This is a genomic window from Idiomarina sp. OXR-189, from assembly GCF_034373425.1.
Classification (GTDB): Bacteria; Pseudomonadota; Gammaproteobacteria; order Enterobacterales; family Alteromonadaceae; genus Idiomarina; species Idiomarina zobellii.
In genome coordinates this window covers 1,894,906-1,912,228 of sequence record NZ_CP139706.1, presented here as the reverse complement: position 1 = coordinate 1,912,228, position 17,323 = coordinate 1,894,906, and the positions used below count along the sequence as shown (strand labels likewise).

At 48.4% G+C, this 17,323-nt stretch carries 19 protein-coding genes; 18 read left to right on the top strand and 1 reads right to left on the bottom strand.

Annotated elements, in window-relative coordinates; genetic code table 11:
- The first annotated feature begins 15 nt into the window (after nt 1–15).
- From fliF to glnB, 16 genes are all read left to right on the top strand, one after another.
- Nucleotides 16–1,713, top strand: a complete 1,698-nt coding sequence (gene fliF, locus UM402_RS09480) for a flagellar basal-body MS-ring/collar protein FliF (RefSeq protein ID WP_416182887.1) — start codon at nt 16–18, stop codon at nt 1,711–1,713.
- Nucleotides 1,706–2,752, top strand: coding sequence for a flagellar motor switch protein FliG (fliG, locus tag UM402_RS09475; protein WP_058577397.1), 1,047 nt, complete (start codon nt 1,706–1,708; stop codon nt 2,750–2,752). The genes fliF and fliG overlap by 8 nt, the downstream gene beginning before the upstream one ends.
- 13 nt (nt 2,753–2,765) lie before the next feature.
- Nucleotides 2,766–3,524, top strand: a complete 759-nt coding sequence (gene fliH / locus UM402_RS09470) for a flagellar assembly protein FliH (protein ID WP_058577398.1) — start codon at nt 2,766–2,768, stop codon at nt 3,522–3,524.
- Between the two features lie 3 nt (nt 3,525–3,527).
- Nucleotides 3,528–4,877 (top strand): flagellar protein export ATPase FliI, encoded by a 1,350-nt coding sequence (gene fliI / locus UM402_RS09465; RefSeq protein ID WP_058577399.1) that lies wholly within the window; start codon nt 3,528–3,530, stop codon nt 4,875–4,877.
- Nucleotides 4,878–4,881: 4 nt separating this feature from the next.
- Nucleotides 4,882–5,328, top strand: coding sequence for a flagellar export protein FliJ (gene fliJ / locus UM402_RS09460; RefSeq protein WP_058577400.1), 447 nt, complete (start codon nt 4,882–4,884; stop codon nt 5,326–5,328).
- Nucleotides 5,329–5,391: 63 nt separating this feature from the next.
- Entirely contained in the window at nt 5,392–7,227 is a 1,836-nt protein-coding gene (locus UM402_RS09455; protein ID WP_058577401.1) for a flagellar hook-length control protein FliK, read from the top strand.
- 75 nt (nt 7,228–7,302) lie between these two features.
- Nucleotides 7,303–7,854 (top strand): flagellar basal body-associated protein FliL, encoded by a 552-nt coding sequence (gene fliL / locus UM402_RS09450; RefSeq protein ID WP_058577402.1) that lies wholly within the window; start codon nt 7,303–7,305, stop codon nt 7,852–7,854.
- Nucleotides 7,855–7,870: 16 nt separating this feature from the next.
- Nucleotides 7,871–8,935: a flagellar motor switch protein FliM gene (gene fliM, locus UM402_RS09445; RefSeq protein WP_058577414.1), complete on the top strand. Its 1,065-nt coding sequence runs from the start codon at nt 7,871–7,873 to the stop codon at nt 8,933–8,935.
- A 30-nt stretch (nt 8,936–8,965) separates the two neighbouring features.
- Entirely contained in the window at nt 8,966–9,424 is a 459-nt protein-coding gene (fliN, locus tag UM402_RS09440; protein ID WP_053954025.1) for a flagellar motor switch protein FliN, read from the top strand.
- Nucleotides 9,384–9,752: a flagellar biosynthetic protein FliO gene (fliO, locus tag UM402_RS09435; RefSeq protein ID WP_286911494.1), complete on the top strand. Its 369-nt coding sequence runs from the start codon at nt 9,384–9,386 to the stop codon at nt 9,750–9,752. Before fliN ends, fliO begins: the two co-directional genes overlap by 41 nt.
- Nucleotides 9,749–10,495, top strand: a complete 747-nt coding sequence (fliP, locus tag UM402_RS09430; protein WP_058577404.1) for a flagellar type III secretion system pore protein FliP — start codon at nt 9,749–9,751, stop codon at nt 10,493–10,495. The genes fliO and fliP overlap by 4 nt, the downstream gene beginning before the upstream one ends.
- 8 nt (nt 10,496–10,503) lie before the next feature.
- On the top strand, nt 10,504–10,773 hold the full coding sequence (gene fliQ / locus UM402_RS09425; RefSeq protein WP_058577405.1) for a flagellar biosynthesis protein FliQ: 270 nt from the start codon (nt 10,504–10,506) through the stop codon (nt 10,771–10,773).
- Entirely contained in the window at nt 10,773–11,558 is a 786-nt protein-coding gene (gene fliR / locus UM402_RS09420) for a flagellar biosynthetic protein FliR (RefSeq protein ID WP_058577406.1), read from the top strand. The genes fliQ and fliR overlap by 1 nt, the downstream gene beginning before the upstream one ends.
- A gap of 23 nt (nt 11,559–11,581) precedes the next feature.
- The gene (gene flhB / locus UM402_RS09415; RefSeq protein ID WP_058577407.1) at nt 11,582–12,709 is read left to right on the top strand and encodes a flagellar biosynthesis protein FlhB; all 1,128 of its coding nucleotides are present in this window, start codon (nt 11,582–11,584) and stop codon (nt 12,707–12,709) included.
- Nucleotides 12,710–12,774: 65 nt separating this feature from the next.
- The gene (locus UM402_RS09410; protein WP_058577408.1) at nt 12,775–14,406 is read left to right on the top strand and encodes an NAD+ synthase; all 1,632 of its coding nucleotides are present in this window, start codon (nt 12,775–12,777) and stop codon (nt 14,404–14,406) included.
- A 9-nt stretch (nt 14,407–14,415) separates the two neighbouring features.
- Nucleotides 14,416–14,754: a nitrogen regulatory protein P-II gene (gene glnB / locus UM402_RS09405; RefSeq protein ID WP_053954019.1), complete on the top strand. Its 339-nt coding sequence runs from the start codon at nt 14,416–14,418 to the stop codon at nt 14,752–14,754.
- A gap of 18 nt (nt 14,755–14,772) precedes the next feature.
- Here the strand turns inward: glnB and UM402_RS09400 are convergent, their stop codons facing one another.
- On the bottom strand, nt 14,773–15,543 hold the full coding sequence (locus UM402_RS09400; RefSeq protein ID WP_053954018.1) for an outer membrane protein assembly factor BamD: 771 nt from the start codon (nt 15,541–15,543) through the stop codon (nt 14,773–14,775).
- 111 nt (nt 15,544–15,654) lie between these two features.
- Here UM402_RS09400 and rluD point away from each other — a divergent pair, with 111 nt between their 5' ends.
- Nucleotides 15,655–16,620: a 23S rRNA pseudouridine(1911/1915/1917) synthase RluD gene (rluD, locus tag UM402_RS09395; protein WP_058577409.1), complete on the top strand. Its 966-nt coding sequence runs from the start codon at nt 15,655–15,657 to the stop codon at nt 16,618–16,620.
- On the top strand, nt 16,595–17,293 hold the full coding sequence (pgeF, locus tag UM402_RS09390; RefSeq protein WP_058577410.1) for a peptidoglycan editing factor PgeF: 699 nt from the start codon (nt 16,595–16,597) through the stop codon (nt 17,291–17,293). Before rluD ends, pgeF begins: the two co-directional genes overlap by 26 nt.
- Nucleotides 17,294–17,323: the final 30 nt, after the last annotated feature.

The following is a 17,323-nucleotide window of genomic DNA, read 5'->3' as shown; positions in this document are numbered from 1 at the left end:
GAATCAACAGACTTAATGGTGCAGGACAATGCACTTCCGGACTCTCCGGACACAGGCGCTTCGGGTGAAGGCAATGAGAAATCCGGCATTATGGATATGCTGGGCAACTTTGACATGCTGCGCCAGGTTATTGTGGTACTGGCACTGGCTATCTGTGTTGCTATTGCCGTATTCATTATGCTGTGGGCGCAAGAGCCGACCTATCGCCCTTTGGGTAAGCTGGAAACCGAAGAGTTAGTCAGCACGCTGGACTATATGGATGCCAATGGCATTGACTATAAAGTGAACGGCAATACGGTTTCTGTGCCTGAAGAAAAATACGATGCGATAAAGTTAGAGTTGACTCGTGCGGGTGTCAGCTATGGCAATGCTGAGTCAGATGGCTCTGAAATTTTAATGAGCGAACCGGGCTTTGGTGTCAGTCAGCGTCTGGAAAGAGAGCGCTTAATTCACTCTCGCGAAGTACAGTTAGCCCGTGCTATTGAAGAGATGAAAAAGATATCAGCCGCGCGCGTGCTGCTGGCTGTACCTAAGCAGAACGTTTTTGCCCGCCGTGAGAAGCAGCCAAAAGCGTCGGTTATGCTGAATGTTCGGGGCGGTACGTCATTGAGCGAAGAAGAAGTCGCGTCGATTGTCGACATGGTGGCTTCTTCGGTTACAGGTTTAAGCACCGAGCATGTCACCGTTACCGATCAGGCCGGCCGTTTATTAAATTCTGGTTCGCAAAGTGCACTGGCTGCTAAAAGCTCGCGCGAATATCAAATTGAACAAAAACGCGAAGCAGAATATTTAGAAAAAATTGACAGTATTCTGATTCCAGTGCTGGGTTATGACAACTATACGGCGCAGGTGGATGTCACTATGGACTTCACTCAGCGTGAATCAACGCAGCGCCAGTTTAACCCTGATATGCCGGCGATTCGCAGTGAAATGACCGTAGAAAATCGTTCTACAGGTAGTCCTATTGGCGGTATTCCGGGCGCGTTAACCAACCAGCCTCCACTGGAGTCGGATATACCGGAAGAGGCGGGGCCAGGCAGTGCCGGCGGCTCTGTGAATGGCAGTAGTCACCGTGAAGCGACACGTAACTATGAGCTGGATAACTCAATTACACACACAAGAAACCAAACCGGTACTATCGAGCGCTTGAGCGTTTCGGTTGCCGTGAACCATGAGCAAGTCACTGGTGAAGGTGGTGAGGCACAACAACAAGCGCGCAGTGCGGAAGAGCTCGCCAATATTCGCCGCTTGCTGCAAGGTGGTTTAGGTTTCAATATTAACCGTGGCGATGCATTGGAAGTGGTGTCTGTACCCTTTGCTCAATTGCCGCAGGTTGGTGACGGTGAAACGCCTTTGTGGGAAGAGCCTTGGTTCTGGCGTGCATTCCGCTTAGTCATGGGCGCACTGGTTATTATGGTCTTGATATTAGCCGTTGTTCGTCCGATGCTTAAGAAACTGATGAATCCTGAAGCGGATGTCGAGGACGATGCAGAAGCCCTATTTGAAGGCGAAGAAGCAATGGGCGATGAAACCATTGATCTGTTATCCTCGCAGTTTGATGAGAGTGCGGTCGGGTTTGGTGCTGACGGAAGTCTGCAATTACCTGACTTGCATAAAGATGAAGACTTGCTGAAAGCGGTTCGAGCGCTGGTTGCCAACGAGCCTGAACTGTCTTCGCAAGTTGTCAAAGCATGGTTGAACGAAGATGCCTGATCAAGAGATGAAAACCAAGCGCGGCAAGGTTGAGTTCGATGTGAACTCCCTTGAGGGCGTTGAAAAAGCGGCTATATTGCTGCTGAGTCTTTCTGAAGAAGACGCAGCACAAATTCTGAAGCACCTTGAGCCTAAGCAGGTACAGAAGGTGGGTATGGCCATGGCAAGTCTGGAAGATTTCAACCAGGACAAAGTCAACGCTGTTCACCACTTGTTCCTGGAAGAGATTCAGAAGTTCACCAATATTGGTTTCAAGAGTGAAGAGTTTGTGCGTAAGGCACTGACCTCAGCGCTGGGTGAAGACAAAGCCGGTAACCTGATAGAGCAAATTGTCATGGGCGGCGGCTCGAAAGGCCTCGACTCATTGAAGTGGATGGACTCGAAGCAGGTTGCCACCATTATTCGTAACGAACACCCGCAAATTCAGACTATTGTTCTGTCGTATCTTGACCCTGAGCAAAGCGCCGAAATTATGGCGCAGTTCCCGGAGAAGGTTCGCTTAGACCTAATGATGCGCATTGCCAACTTAGAAGAAGTTCAACCAGCAGCACTGCAAGAGTTGAACGAGATTATGGAGAAACAGTTCGCGGGTCAGGCAGGCGCTCAGGCAGCGAAGATGGGCGGCCTGAAAGCGGCAGCGAATATCATGAACTACCTGGACACCAATATCGAAGGCCAGTTGATGGACTCTATCCGTGAGCAGGACGAAGAGATGAGCCAGAACATTCAGGACTTGATGTTTGTTTTCGAAAACCTGGTGGATGTCGACGACCGTGGTATTCAAACCTTGCTGCGTGAGGTCGAGGGCGAAACGTTGCAAAAAGCAATGAAAGGCGCAGACGAAGCCGTTCAGGAGAAAATTTTCAAGAATATGTCGAAGCGTGCCGGCGATATGCTGCGTGATGATCTTGAAGCCATGGGCCCTATACGTATTAGTGACGTAGAAGCAGCGCAGAAAGACATTCTGGCGGCGGCCCGTCGATTAGCTGACGCTGGCGAGATGATGCTTGGCGGTGGCGGCGGTGAAGAGTTCCTATAAGGATTAAAGTTGTATGAGCGACAACCGCGACGACAATACGCATTTCAGTCACTGGGACTTGCCGGACATGACCTCGCAGGAACTGCGCGAAGGGTCCCAGGTAAATGCGTTAAACAAACCAAGACGGTGGCAGTATGAGCCGCCGGAAGCGGACGACAATGACGAAGAAGAGTTGCAGCCGTTAACCGCTGAACAGCTGGAAGAAATTCGTCAGGCGGCTCGCGACGAGGGGTATCAGGAAGGTTTTGAAAACGGTCGCACAGACGGTATTAAAAAAGGCTACGACGAAGGCTATGAAGCCGGCAAAGAAGAAGGTGTTGCAGCCGGTAAAGAAGAAGGTATAGCGGCCGGTAACGAGGTTATAGAAGAACAACGAACAAAGCTTGATGCTTTGCTACAAAGTTTGTCGACGCCGAATGAACGTATTACCGAAGCGGTGCAGGAAGAGCTCGTTGATATGGTCAGCGAACTGACCCGTGTCATTTGTCTGGATGCGGCTGAGCACTCGAAAGATATGATAGTCAATGCCGTTCGCGAGGCAGTATCGGTATTACCAGTCACCGATCAGCGAGTGGTTATACACTTAAACCCAGACGACATAGAGCTTATTGAGTCTGTTTACAGTGAGTCTGAGCTGAAAGAAAAAGGCTGGTTGCTGAACAAAGACGAATTGCTGGAGCGCGGCGGTTGTCGTGTGACGACTGAGAGCTCGACCATAGATTACAGTTTAGAGACTCGTATGGAAGATGTTTTCAGCCGCGTTAAGGGGTAACCGATGGGCGCATCAGAGACACTGATTCAAGAACTTCGAAAAAAGCGTCAGCGCATTGAAAAGCCGTCGGTGGCGGTATCGGGCTATTTAACTCGCGTTGTGGGGCTAATGTTTGAAGCTGTTGGTTGCCGTGCGCCTGTGGGCTCCAGCGTTGCGGTGGAAGCCGCCGGTGGCGACATTGAGGCCGAAGTGGTGGGCTTTGAAGGTAATATTAGTTATTTAATGCCAACGGAGGACGCGTTAGGCGTGGTTCCCGGTGCTCGCGTACGCCCCCTGAGCCGGAAGAACCAACTGCCGTTAGGCATGGAGTTACTCGGACGGGTTATTGACGCCCGTGGAGAGCCACTCGACGGCAAAGGCCCTATTTTTTCTGACGGCAAAACCTACCGTAGCAAACCCATGAACCCATTGAATCGCCGCCAGGTAAAACAACCACTGGATGTTGGTGTGACAGCAATTAATGCTTGCTTAACCGTCGGGCAGGGGCAGCGTATGGGTCTGTTTGCCGGCAGTGGTGTTGGCAAAAGTGTGTTGCTTGGCATGATGACCCGAGGCACTAACGCTGATGTCATTGTTGTTGGTCTGATTGGTGAGCGGGGTCGTGAGGTCAAAGAGTTTATTGAAGAGATACTGGGTGAGGAAGGTTTGGAAAAAGCCGTGGTTATCGCCGCTCCGGCTGACCAGTCTCCCCTTATTCGTTTGCGCGGTTGTGAAACGGCAGCACAAGTAGCGGAGTATTTCCGTGACCAAGGTTTAAACGTTTTGCTGCTAATGGACTCACTCACTCGTTACGCCATGGCACAACGTGAAATCGCGCTGGCAGTTGGTGAGCCTCCGGCAACCAAGGGCTATCCACCGTCTGTATTTGCCAAATTGCCAGCACTTGTCGAGCGTGCGGGTAACGGCGGCGACGGGCAAGGCTCTGTCACGGCGTTTTATACTGTTTTAACCGAAGGTGATGACTTGCAGGATCCGATTGCGGACTCAGCGCGAGCCATTCTTGATGGACACATCGTTTTAAACCGTGAGCTGGCAGATTCCGGTCACTACCCGGCCATTGATGTTGAAGCTTCCATTAGCCGGGTGATGCCGCAAGTGGTTTCTGAAGAGCACATGAAACAAGCCATTCAGGTGCGTCAGTGGTATTCGAATTATCGTCGTAACCGAGATCTTATCTCTATTGGCGCCTATACCCGCGGAAGTGATCCGGCGATTGATCAAGCCATTGCAATGCAGCCAAAAGTAGCTCAGTTTCTTCAACAGCCAATGAAACAGGTGGTTAGCTACGATGAGAGCTTGTTGGAACTGAATCAATTAATTCATCCGAACCAGCAACAGTCAGCCGGTAGCTAGATAAATGGCCGAATTAAGCCAACTAAAAATGCTACTGGATTTAGAACAGCAGCGTGAAGATAAAACCGCAAAAGACTTTGCTGAGGTGCAACAGCAGGTTCAGGATAACCAGATGCGACTGGACGGCATGTCAAAATACCGACTCGACTACTTGAATCAGCTACAGCAGCGGGGGCAGGGCGGCATTCAGTCGATGCAGGTGAGCCAATACCATGCGTTTGTTGGCAAGCTCGATGAGGGTGTTGAACAATTGCACCACGAAGTTGTTAAGTTGCAGCAGGTGTTGGCTCAGCGTAAAGAGCGGTGGTTGGCGCAGCGTCGAAAACGAGAGTCTATCGAGCACCTGATTAAAGAAAAAGAAAAGCGTGAGCAAAAGGTGCGAGCACGCAAAGAGCAAAAGAATTTGGACGACTTTTCCAGTCAACGCTTTATTCGGGATAAAAAAGCCTGACGCAAATAGTTGGAACGCTTCTTGCTTTATTTTGAGCAAGTCAGTTATTCAGGACATGAAACTATGCAACAGCTGCTGAATTTAACAGAATCAACGGAAAACTTTGTCCGCACCGGCGGCAAAGCGGGTGGCAAAGCTTTGGGGAAAGAGCTTTCTCTTGGCGCAGGCGATAGCGCGGAAGGCGAGTTTTCTCGTTTGATGATGCAACAAACCGAGAAAGGCAAAGAGTTCCAGCAAGTAAAGCTGACACCGGAGCAAACCAGTATCAAGAAGGCGATAGCTGATGAAGGGCGTCGTAATGTTGGCGGGCCGGTCGAGAGGAATATGTTTGAGTTACTGCGGGAAATGCAGCAGCAAATGGCCGAAGTGTCCAGCGAAGAGGGAGAGGCAGAGTTATCGGCCGATGAGGTTACTGCGGTGGTCAGTATTGATGAAACGCAGCTGGAGAAAACTGGTGATATCGAACTGAGCAACGCTGACCTCGAAGAGTTACTGGCTGTATTTGTGGATAAACTCAGTCATCAGCAAGGTGACCAAAAAGAACTCTCGGCTGAAGAGCGGCAAAGTCTTGCCGAAAGTGTGTTGGCAAAAATGACCGACGAGCAGAAACAGCAGTTGATGGAGCAATTAAATGCGATTGCCAAAGGGGGGGCAGATGCAGCCGATCAAAAGTTCATTGTGCAATTACTTGAACCCATGATGCCTAAGTCCGATGCGGATAAATTGTTGGTTGGTAAAGATAAAGCATTGTCAGAGAATATTGCTGCAGGGAAAGACACCAATAAACAGTCGGATGCCAGGCAGGTATCACATGCATTGTTGGCTGCGCTACGAGACGTTGTAACTGAATCTAAGCAGGAGTCACAAAAAAGTTCTGATCCTGCGCAGTTAATGAAACAACTGGAATCCCAGTTAGCGGCGCTGAAAGAGAACGGCAATACGGATGCTAAGGCGCTTACGGGCAAAGAACGTGGCAACTTAGAGCAATTAATGGCTGAGCTTCGTCAGTTAATGGCGGGGGCGTCTGGTAATAAAGAATCCCTGACGAAAGAACAGGCGACTAAAGCAGAACAACTGATTGCCGATTTAAGACAAACACTGAAACAAAGTAGTGATAAGGCATCGGCGGTAGGAGCTTCGACTGATGCGAAGTCTGGTAAAGCGGAATTTGCGATAAGCGCGACAGACTCAAACAAAGGTCCAAGTGAGTCCAGGGCCGAGCAGTTAGCGAAAGCGGATAAAAATACTAAAGCTGAGCTTGCCGCTGAAGGTCAGGTAAAAGGCGACAAAGCGTCGAAACCTGATGGTGAGTTGGCGACTAAAACGGCCGAAAATGCCCAGGTGAATCAAGCGTTCAGAAATACAGTCGATGCATTGTCTGATGCTGGAGCCGCCAAAGCAATACAAGGCCAAATGGTGTCGACGGCTCAAGGCACTGTAGCAGCATCAGAAAGCAGTTCGGCGAATACTTTGCAGGCACTGCAAAGACCGTTAGATTTGCAGCAGACTGAAGCGTCACAAAAGCTGCAAGAGCGCATCAATATTATGATGAGCAAAAACATTCAGCGGGCTGATATACGGCTTGACCCGCCTGAACTTGGTAACGTACAGATACGAGTGAACGTGAGCGGTGAGCAGACAACGGTTCAGTTCCAGGTGCAAAATGCGCAAGCCCGAGAAGCGATAGAATCGGCAATGCCGCGTTTGCGGGAAATGATGGAGCAGCAAGGCCTGAACTTAGCGGATACTCAGGTCGGTGAGCAGGCTAGGGATGGTAGTGGTACAGGCGACGGTGAAAATGCCTCAGGATCGGAAGCTGAACACTGGACGCAGGAGTCGGAAATTGCCTTGCAGGATGGTCAGGTTGTGACTGATGGCCGCGTGGATTTTTACGTATAACGGTGACGTTGGAGGCCTATTCAGGCTATAGTAACAACATAAAGACCGATATAGCGTTGACCCAAGGAAAGCAAGATGGCTGAAGAGCAGAATACAGAAAACAATACAGAGCAAAACGAAGAGCAGGAAGGCAAAGGCGGTAAGAAGAAAAAGCTGATACTGTTCGGCGTTATAGGCTTGGTACTGATTTCTACAGTTGTATTGGTCCTGTGGCTCTTTGGCGGAACTTCGTCGAATGAACAAGCGCCAGAGCGCGCGCCGGAGCAGACAAGTAATGATTTTGAGAATGCGTCAGCTCCTGAAATTGGCAATGCGCTGTATGTTGGTATGCCGCGTCCATTTGTGTTTATTGTACCTGGAGACTCAAGAGAGCGGACGGTGCAGATAAAGGCGCAATTAATGGTACGCGGTGAGGAAAACGAAGAGCTGGCGAAAAAACATATCCCGTTGATTGAAGGCACGTTACATGAAGTGTTCTCATCATCGACGGCAGACCGATTAAAAACGGCGGAAGGCAAAGGGCAATTGCGCGAATTAGCGTTAACGGAAGTGCGAGATGCACTTCAGGAAGTGGCCGGGAAACCAGTCGTCGAACAAGTTTTATTTACCAGTTTGGTAATGCAATAAGTGAGCAACTATGGCTGTGAGCGACTTACTATCACAAGACGAAATTGACGCACTCTTACACGGCGTTGACGACGTAGAAGAAGAGGGTTCGGAGGGGCAAGAAGCCTCGGCGGATGCGCTCGACTATGACTTTTCGTCGCAAGACCGAATTGTTCGTGGGCGTATGCCAACTCTCGAAATCGTTAATGAACGGTTCGCTCGTCATATGCGCGTAAGCTTATTCAATATGATGCGTCGTACTGCCGAGGTCTCCATTAACGGTGTGCAAATGATTAAATTCGGCGAGTATGTGCATACACTGTTTGTTCCAACGAGTTTGAACATGGTGCGTTTTCGTCCGCTTAAAGGTACTGCGCTGATAACTATGGAAGCTCGTCTGGTCTTTATTTTGGTCGACAATTTCTTCGGTGGCGATGGTCGTTATCATGCAAAAATAGAAGGTCGTGAGTTTACGCCGACTGAACGCCGCATTATTCAAATGCTGCTGAAGTTGGTCTTTGAGGACTATAAAGAAGCTTGGGCTCCGGTCATGGATGTCGGCTTTGAGTATCTGGATTCAGAAGTAAACCCGGCCATGGCTAACATTGTGAGTCCGACAGAAGTTATTGTCATAAGTTCGTTCCATATTGAGCTTGATGGTGGTGGTGGAGACTTCCATATTGCCTTACCGTACTCCATGCTTGAGCCTATCCGAGAACTGCTAGACGCAGGTGTTCAGTCGGATAAAGAAGACACCGATATGCGCTGGAGCAAAGCGCTGCGTGATGAAATTATGGACGTTCCCGTTGAAATGATTGCCAAATTGGCGGAAACCGAAATGTCGCTACGGGAAGTTATGGACTTGCAGGAAGGCGACGTTATTCCTCTGGAAGTGCCGGATGATTTAACCGTTCTGATAGAAGACTTACCGACGTTCCATGCGAAGATGGGGCGTTCAAGAGACAATGTGGCGTTGAAAATTTCGGATAAAATTAAACGTCCGGAAACAGTCAAATCTGATATTCACATGTTGACGCGTGGTGGTCGCCGAATAGGCGGAGATGCTGAGCTTCAACAGTTAGAAGAAGACATTGATTTATAATAATTGCTGCTTAGAAAGTGAGGTTGCAAAATGAGTAACGACGATAAAGATATGGATGACTGGGAAGCAGCAATGGCTGAACAGGCAGCTGCAGAAGATGAAGAGTCTTCAGAGGGCGATGCATCGGAAAGCGAAAAGCCAAGTAATGCCAGTCATTCAGGCATGGACAACGTGCAAACCGCAGAGCTGGAAGAGCTTAACGAAGATGCGCCGGTTGGTGAAGAAGAGAAGCGTAAACTGGATGCAATTCTTGATATTCCGGTCACTATTTCAATGGAAGTAGGGCGTAGCCAAATAAGCATTCGTAACTTACTTCAGCTGAATCAGGGCTCAGTTGTTGAATTAGAGCGTGTTGCTGGGGAACCTTTGGATGTTTTGGTGAACGGTACCTTGATTGCGCACGGCGAAGTGGTTGTTGTTAATGATAAATTCGGGATACGATTAACCGATGTTATTAGTCAAATTGAGCGTATTCGCAAGCTTCGTTAGTTTGCTGGCGCTGCCGGTGACGGCACTTGCCCAAACCGAGCAAAAAGCAATAGTGTCCGGTAATGATATAGGCGCCATGGTATTGGCGCTTTTTGCCGTTTTAGTGGTCATTGTTGTATTGGCGTCACTGTTAAAACGGTTTAACCTGAAATTTCAGGGCGCTTCGGGTATGAAAGTGCTAAGTAGCGTGTCCTTAGGCGCCAAAGAGCGCTTGGTCATTGTCGATGTTGGGGGCGAAAAACTGTTGTTAGGTGTTACCCAGCAGCGCATTGACTGTTTAAAAGAACTACCGTCCGATATCAACCTGGAAGGAAAACAAGAACAATGAACCGCTGGTGGTATCTCATATTATTTACGGCGTTTTTGCTGATACCTGAGCAAGCTTTAGCCTGGCAGGATCTTTCCGCGGTGACCGTCAAAACTAATCCTGACGGCACTCAGGAGTACTCAGTAACGCTGCAAATTCTCGCTATAATGACCGCGCTGACGTTTATACCGGCAATGGTCATTATGATGACGTCCTTCACCCGAATCATTATTGTTCTGGCGATACTTCGTCAGGCTATAGGCTTGCAACAGTCTCCGTCGAATCAGGTGTTATTGGGTATTGCATTGTTTTTAAGTTTTTTCATTATGTCGCCGGTGCTGAATGAAATTAATGATAAAGCTTTGCAGCCCTACATGAATGAAGAAATTCAGTCACTGGAAGCCGTTGACCGAGCAAAAGCACCGTTAAAAGCTTTTATGCTGGCGCAAACACGGTTAACTGACCTGGAAACTTTTATTGATATTTCAGGTGAAGAGGGCATTGAAGCACCAGAAGACGTGCCGATGTCTATTTTGATCCCGTCTTTTATTACCTCAGAGCTAAAGACGGCCTTCCAAATTGGCTTTATGCTGTTTATTCCATTCCTAATCATCGACTTAGTGGTCGCCAGTGTTCTTATGGCCATGGGTATGATGATGTTATCGCCAATGATTGTGTCACTGCCTTTTAAGCTTATGTTATTTGTATTGGTTGATGGCTGGAGTCTGACTATGAGTACGTTGGCCGGAAGTTTTGGGGTTTAGGAGGACCTATGTCACCAGAAATGTTTTTGGATATTTTTCAGGAAGCGCTGAAAACCATCGTTATCATGGTGGCATTTATCATTTTGCCCGGGCTGTTGATCGGGTTAGTGGTTGCTGTTTTTCAGGCCGCCACCTCAATTAACGAACAAACCTTAAGTTTCTTACCTCGTTTACTAGTGACGCTCGCTGTTATCGGTCTCGGAGGGCACTTCCTGACTGAAACAGTGATGGATTTTACCATCGAAATGTTTAACCGGATCCCTGAAGTGGTTGGCTAATGGATCTGGTCACTTCTGTCGTTCTGGAGTGGCTGGAGCAACATCTCTGGCCGTTAACACGGGTCTCCGCCATGATAGGCAGTATGGCGCTATTTTCCGGCACTCTGGTTAACGCGCGTATTAAAGTTTTCCTGTCGTTAGCCATCATACTGGCGGTTTCCCCTGCATTACCTGAGGTGTCGACTGGTGTTGAAATGACATCAGTGGGTGGTTTTTTAGTGACCGCACAACAAGTGGTTATTGGCGTAGCCTTGGGGTTGGTATCGCTGCTTTTCCTGCAAATATTCGTGCTTGGTGGTCAGGTCATTGCGATGCAGATTGGTTTGGGTTTTGCCTCGATGGTGGATCCAACCAATGGTCAGCAAGTACCGGTTATTGCACAGTTTTTCTTGATGCTTGCGAGTTTGGTTTTTCTGGCTTTCGATGGTCATTTACTGATGATCCACATGATCATGGCCAGCTTCGATGCTATTCCCGTAGGCATGACAGGGCTGGATGCTGATGCATTCATGGCAATAGCGGAATATGGTTCCGTTATGTTTTCAGCAGCCCTGGCCGCTATGCTTTCTGGTGTTATTGCGATACTGCTGATTAACCTCAGCTTTGGCGTAATGACAAGAGCAGCGCCGCAGCTTAATATTTTCGCAATAGGCTTTCCAATTACTATGGTAAGTGGCTTAGTCGTACTATGGCTCACCATGGGCGGCTTTATTTTCCATTTTGAAAACCAATGGCAACGTGCAATTGACGTGATGTGCACAGTTATTGGCTCTCAGTGTAGCTAGACTCCGGGATAAGGTAGAGAGTAATGGCAGAGACTGATCAGGAACGCACAGAAGACCCCACGGAGCGACGAAAACAGCAGGCCCGCGAGAAGGGCCAGGTTGCGCGCTCCAAAGAAATGGGTACGGCGTTTGTACTGGTGAGCGCCGCCATTGCTTTTATGTGGTTTGGGGACTGGCTGTATGAGGGCGCCCGCAGCGTCTTCCAAACGATGTTTACTATCGATCGTCAGCAGGCCTTTGATACCACCAAAATTTACGAAGCCTTTGGTATTGCCTTCGGCTTTATCATGTGGCCGGTACTGATTATTTTCGCCTTTGTTTTAGTGGCGACCTTTTTCGGGAACAGCTGGCTGGGTGGTATTTCCTTCTCGGCCAAAGCTATGGCGCCTAAGTTCAGTCGCATGAACCCCCTTAATGGCTTTAAGCGCATGTTCGGTATTCAGGCATTGGTAGAGCTTGTTAAAGCGATAGCTAAATTCTCAGTTGTTGCCGTTTCGGCATTCTTCTTATTGAAGTGGCAGTTTGTCGATATTCTGCAAATGTCGATGGGTCAAATGCCGAATATGATGGCTCACGCTTTGGATATCTTGCTGTGGATGTTCTTATTACTGTGTTGCTCAATCTTTTTGATTGTGGTGATTGATGCGCCGTTTCAGTTGTGGAAACACAATAAAGACTTGCGCATGACCAAGCAGGAAGTGAAAGACGAGCATAAAGACACAGAGGGGAGTCCGGAAGTCAAAGGTCGTATTCGTCGCTTGCAGATGGAAATGGCGAATCGCCGCATGATGCAGGAAGTGCCTAAAGCCGATGTGGTCGTTACCAACCCGACGCATTATGCGGTGGCGCTAAAATATGAAGACGGAGGCTCGCAAGCGCCTGTGCTGTTAGCGAAAGGTACTGACGAGACAGCGGCGAAAATTCGTGAAATTGCTTTGGAGTATGATATTCCATTAGTGCAGTCGCCCGCATTGGCGCGCTCTGTTTACCACACTACGGAGCTGGAGAAAGAAATTCCGCAGGGGCTGTTTGTTGCTGTCGCACAAATTCTTGCCTATGTGTATCAGTTGCGCCTGTTTAAGCAAGGTCAGGCGAAACGTCCGAAAAAGCCTGACAGCGAGTCACCAATTCCCGAAGATTTGCGCTACTAACAGCGCTGCTATATCATTCGCCACCATTCGTGCCGATGTCGGCAGTGGTTAAATTGGAAGCAGTTATGGCTGAACTTAATTTGTGCCTAGCGCAACTGGACTTTACCGTTGGCGCAATTCACAACAATACCGCATTAATTTTAAAAACCATTCGTGAGCAGGGTCAGCAACACGACATTATCGTGTTCCCTGAGTTGGCCATTACGGGGTACCCGCCAGAAGACTTACTGTTAAGAAACGATTTAAGTCAGGCTGTCGACAACGCCGTGGAGCAAATTAGCGCAGCAGCGTCTGACTGTGTGGTTATTGTCGGACACCCACAGCATGTTGGTGGCGAACTTTTTAATGCCATGTCGGTGCTGCATCGCGGTGAATGCTTATTACGTTACTTCAAGCAGCGTTTACCTAATCATGGTGTGTTTGACGAGCAGCGTTACTTTATTCCGGGTCATGAAAGTCAGGTGTTTGAGTGGCACGGCGTCCGCATTGGCCTACAAATATGTGAAGATTTGTGGCATCCCGAGCCATTACAACGATTGGCTGAAGACGATATTGATTTTGTCTTATCGATAAACGCGTCGCCTTATGAGCTGAATAAGCATGAGCAACGTTTGGGTGTATTGAGACAACGCGTATCGGAGTCGTCCAAGCCCATTGTGTACTTGAATAACTGTGGTGGACAAGACGAGCTGGTTTTCGATGGACATTCTGTTGTGATGGATGACGATGGTCAATTGCTGGCCGAGCTGCCGCATTGTCATACAACGCTAACAAGTTTGAGTTATAAAAACGGGAAACTTCATTGTGAGACCTATCCTCCACGTGAGTCGCAAAATGACTTAGCCAATGTGTATGACGCTCTGGTTTTAGCTGTTAGAGATTATGTCACGAAAAATGGATTCCCAGGTGTCGTGTTAGGCTTGTCTGGCGGTATTGATTCGGCATTAACCCTAGCTATCGCTGTTGATGCGTTGGGTGCCGATAAAGTTCAGGCCGTGATGATGCCTTTCCGGTATACCTCGGACATGAGTCTTGAAGACGCTGAAAAGCAGGCGCATACGCTTGGCGTTCAATATGACTCAGTGCCTATTGAGCCAATGTTCGATCAGTTCATGCAGCAATTAACGCCGCTTTTTAAAGGCGCGGAAACCGATACAACGGAAGAAAACTTACAATCACGTTGTCGTGGTGTGTTACTTATGGCGCTGTCGAATAAAACCGGGTCGTTGGTGCTGACGACGGGTAATAAAAGTGAAATGGCTGTGGGTTATGCAACGCTTTATGGAGATATGTGCGGAGGCTTCGCGCCGATAAAGGATGTGCCTAAATTGTTGGTGTATCAGTTGGCTGAATATCGAAACACATTAGGCGACTGTATCCCTCAGCGAGTGATAGACCGTCCGCCTTCAGCGGAATTAGCGCCGGATCAAGTCGATTCAGACTCGTTGCCTGACTATGGCGATTTAGACCGAATTCTGGCATTGTATGTAGAGAGAGACTGGTCAGTAACAGATATTGTTGCTGCAGGGTTTAGCGAAGAAGATGTTCGCCGGGTGGTTCGATTGGTCGACCTGAACGAATACAAACGGCGTCAGTCGGCAGTTGGTCCGAAAGTGACACCAAGAAACTTCGGTAAAGATCGCCGTTATCCTATTACCAGTCATTATCGCTATGAATTGCAACGACAAGGGCAATAGGGAAGCGTTATGAAAAAAGTTGAAGCCATTATAAAACCTTTCAAGCTTGATGATGTGAGAGAAGCATTGTCAGAAGTCGGTATTGCCGGCATGACTGTATCTGAGGTTAAAGGCTTCGGTCGTCAGAAAGGCCATACTGAGCTGTATCGTGGTGCAGAGTATATGGTCGACTTCTTGCCAAAGGTAAAATTAGAAGTGGTGGTTGGCGATGATGATGTCGAACGTTGCATAGAAGCTATTATGGAAACGGCTCAAACCGGCAAAATAGGTGATGGCAAAATCTTCATTACCGATATTGAACGAGTCATTCGCATTCGAACCGGTGAGGAAAATGAAGACGCGGTTTAAACAACCGCGCCTTTCTCATTAATTGCTGACTAACTGATTCCCCGGGAAGTTAGCTCTTAACACTTTCAAAGCGTCTTCGCGTAACTCTGGTAAATCTAACTGATCGTAACTTTCTACCATCATCGCTAAAGCGTTTTCCACTTCTGGCGTGTCAGAAAAGTGCTCCAGAATGTAGCGCCCTCGATTGGCCGCCGCTAAATAAGCTTGGCGATCCATATAATACTGAGCAACAGCTAATTCTTTTTTCGCCAGACGACTCTTTATAGCGACTAACCGTTTTTTTGCATCGGCCGCATATTCACTGTCCGGGTATTTGCGAACTAATTCTGCAAAGTCCTTAAACGCTTCTTCAGCCATTGAAGAGTCGCGGTCAGAGCGGTCAACGCCAAACATTGCATGAATACCGTTGTGCTCAGCGCGCTGGTTGACCAGACCACGCATATACATGGCGTAATCAATGTCTTTATGATTCGGATTAAGGCTAATAAAGCGATCAATCGCGGCTAGTGCTTCTTCTGTGTTATCTAACTTGTAGTGCAAGTAAATAAGGTCGAGTTGCACCTGGTGCGCGTAAGGACCAAACGGGAAGCGTCGGTTCAGATTCGACAGCTGCTCTTGAGCTAAATTAAAGTTACCTGCCGCCATACTTTCACGAGCTTGCTCGTAAAGTGACTCAATTTGGGTTTTAGCAACTTGTTGTTCTTCGTCAGGTTGGCTCGAACAACCAACAGCCATAAAGCAAAGAGCTGTGGATAATACAATGTGTCGGCCGAGTTGTTTACTTAACATATTTAGCAGTATTCCCTATATTTTTTTGGCGCTGCACGGGCAAACCGTTACACTAGCATATTCTTGCATTCTAACGCAGCCTTTAAGGCTTTGACAGTCGAAACCGAATATATGAATAAACGTATTGAATTAGAAGCTATTGTTCCTGAGTCATTAACAGGAAAACGATTAGACCAGGCACTTGCTGAGTTGTTCCCGGACTATTCTCGCTCTCGTTTAAAAGGGTGGATAACCGAGGAGAAGGTTTCGGTTGATGCCGAGGTCGTTAAAAAGCCCCGCGAGAAAGTCGAGACCGGCATGTTAGTGGCTGTGGATGCTGAAATTGAAAGTGAAGAGCGTCATATCCCGCAGCCGGTGGAACTGGATATTGTCTATCAGGATGATGACATCTTGGTGATTAATAAGCCGGCTGGCCTAGTTGTTCATCCGGGGGCTGGAGCGCCGGATAGAACGCTATTGAATGGTTTGCTGCACTATGATCCACAACTCGACTTGGTACCACGAGCCGGTATCATTCACCGGTTGGACAAGGATACAACCGGGTTGATGGTGGTTGCGCGTACTGTGCCTGCGCAGACACAATTAGTGTCGATGATGCAGGCACGTGAAATTACACGCGAGTATGAGGCTGTGTGTAATGGCGTTATGACCGCAGGCGGAATGGTCGACGAGCCTATTGGCCGGCACCCAACTAAACGTACACACATGGCCGTGGTTCAGTCCGGAAAGCCCGCAGTGACTCATTATCGAGTGTTAGACCGCTATCGAGCTCACACCTTGTTGCGCTTGCGTCTGGAATCAGGGCGAACGCATCAAATTCGTGTGCACATGGCACATATCAAACATCCGCTGGTTGGCGATTTAACCTATGGAGGCCGTCCGCGCCCGCCGAAACAAGCCGATGATGAATTCTTACAAACTTTGAGAAACTTTAACCGGCAAGCTTTGCACGCTGCTTCTCTGGGGTTACATCATCCCATTACGGGTGAATGGTTTGAGTTCCACGTTGACCGTCCGGACGATTTTGAGTATTTAATTGAAGAGTTGAAGCGTGACGCAAAACGTTTTTCATCCTAATTGGACGCTGCCTGACAATGTTGGTGTTGCAATTACAACAAGGGCGTTTGGCAATCTGGCGGTCCATGTTGGAGACGATCCTGCTGCCGTACTGTTGAGACGCCGGCGTTTAGAGCGTGAATTGTCGTTACCCCATTCCGTGGTGTGGCTGCAGCAACAACATACGAGTAATGTGTTGTCATGGCCATTTAAAACAAGCATAGCGGATGCTGCTTATAGTTCGCAGCCGGGCAGTGTATGTGCGGTATTGACCGCAGACTGTCTGCCTATTCTTATTTGCTCCTCCGATGGAAAAGAAATAGCGGCGATTCATGCTGGATGGCGAGGTTTGGCAGATGGCGTGTTGGAAAACGCATTAGAAAAGTTCTCTACGGATCCATCGGGGTTAAGTGTTTGGATAGGCCCAGCGATTGGCCCTGATTCGTTTGAAGTGGGGCAGGATGTTTTTGATGCGTTTGTTTCGATTAACTCTGACGCAAAACCGTTTTTTAAAGCTTACGGCGCAAAGTGGTTAGCGGACTTGTCAGGCATTGCGGAAATGATTTGCCGCCAGTTTGGGATTACCGCCATTACTCAAAGCAATGAATGTACTGTGACCCACTCTGAATTATGGTACTCCTGGCGTAAGGAAAAAGCCGCAGCCCGATTTGCGTCAATTATTTGGCGAAAATAATCGCTAAAAACTTGAAAACGCCCAAAAAGT

Bases quoted from the DNA above. Each gene is read 5' to 3' on its own strand.
- fliF (WP_416182887.1), top strand. From the start codon at position 16: ATGGTGCAGGACAATGCACTTCCGGACTCTCCGGACACAGGCGCTTCG.
- fliG (WP_058577397.1), top strand. From the start codon at position 1,706: ATGCCTGATCAAGAGATGAAAACCAAGCGCGGCAAGGTTGAGTTCGAT.
- fliH (WP_058577398.1), top strand. From the start codon at position 2,766: ATGAGCGACAACCGCGACGACAATACGCATTTCAGTCACTGGGACTTG.
- fliI (WP_058577399.1), top strand. From the start codon at position 3,528: ATGGGCGCATCAGAGACACTGATTCAAGAACTTCGAAAAAAGCGTCAG.
- fliJ (WP_058577400.1), top strand. From the start codon at position 4,882: ATGGCCGAATTAAGCCAACTAAAAATGCTACTGGATTTAGAACAGCAG.
- UM402_RS09455 (WP_058577401.1), top strand. From the start codon at position 5,392: ATGCAACAGCTGCTGAATTTAACAGAATCAACGGAAAACTTTGTCCGC.
- fliL (WP_058577402.1), top strand. From the start codon at position 7,303: ATGGCTGAAGAGCAGAATACAGAAAACAATACAGAGCAAAACGAAGAG.
- fliN (WP_053954025.1), top strand. From the start codon at position 8,966: ATGAGTAACGACGATAAAGATATGGATGACTGGGAAGCAGCAATGGCT.
- fliO (WP_286911494.1), top strand. From the start codon at position 9,384: ATGTTATTAGTCAAATTGAGCGTATTCGCAAGCTTCGTTAGTTTGCTG.
- fliP (WP_058577404.1), top strand. From the start codon at position 9,749: ATGAACCGCTGGTGGTATCTCATATTATTTACGGCGTTTTTGCTGATA.
- fliQ (WP_058577405.1), top strand. From the start codon at position 10,504: ATGTCACCAGAAATGTTTTTGGATATTTTTCAGGAAGCGCTGAAAACC.
- fliR (WP_058577406.1), top strand. From the start codon at position 10,773: ATGGATCTGGTCACTTCTGTCGTTCTGGAGTGGCTGGAGCAACATCTC.
- flhB (WP_058577407.1), top strand. From the start codon at position 11,582: ATGGCAGAGACTGATCAGGAACGCACAGAAGACCCCACGGAGCGACGA.
- UM402_RS09410 (WP_058577408.1), top strand. From the start codon at position 12,775: ATGGCTGAACTTAATTTGTGCCTAGCGCAACTGGACTTTACCGTTGGC.
- glnB (WP_053954019.1), top strand. From the start codon at position 14,416: ATGAAAAAAGTTGAAGCCATTATAAAACCTTTCAAGCTTGATGATGTG.
- UM402_RS09400 (WP_053954018.1), bottom strand. From the start codon at position 15,543: ATGTTAAGTAAACAACTCGGCCGACACATTGTATTATCCACAGCTCTT.
- rluD (WP_058577409.1), top strand. From the start codon at position 15,655: ATGAATAAACGTATTGAATTAGAAGCTATTGTTCCTGAGTCATTAACA.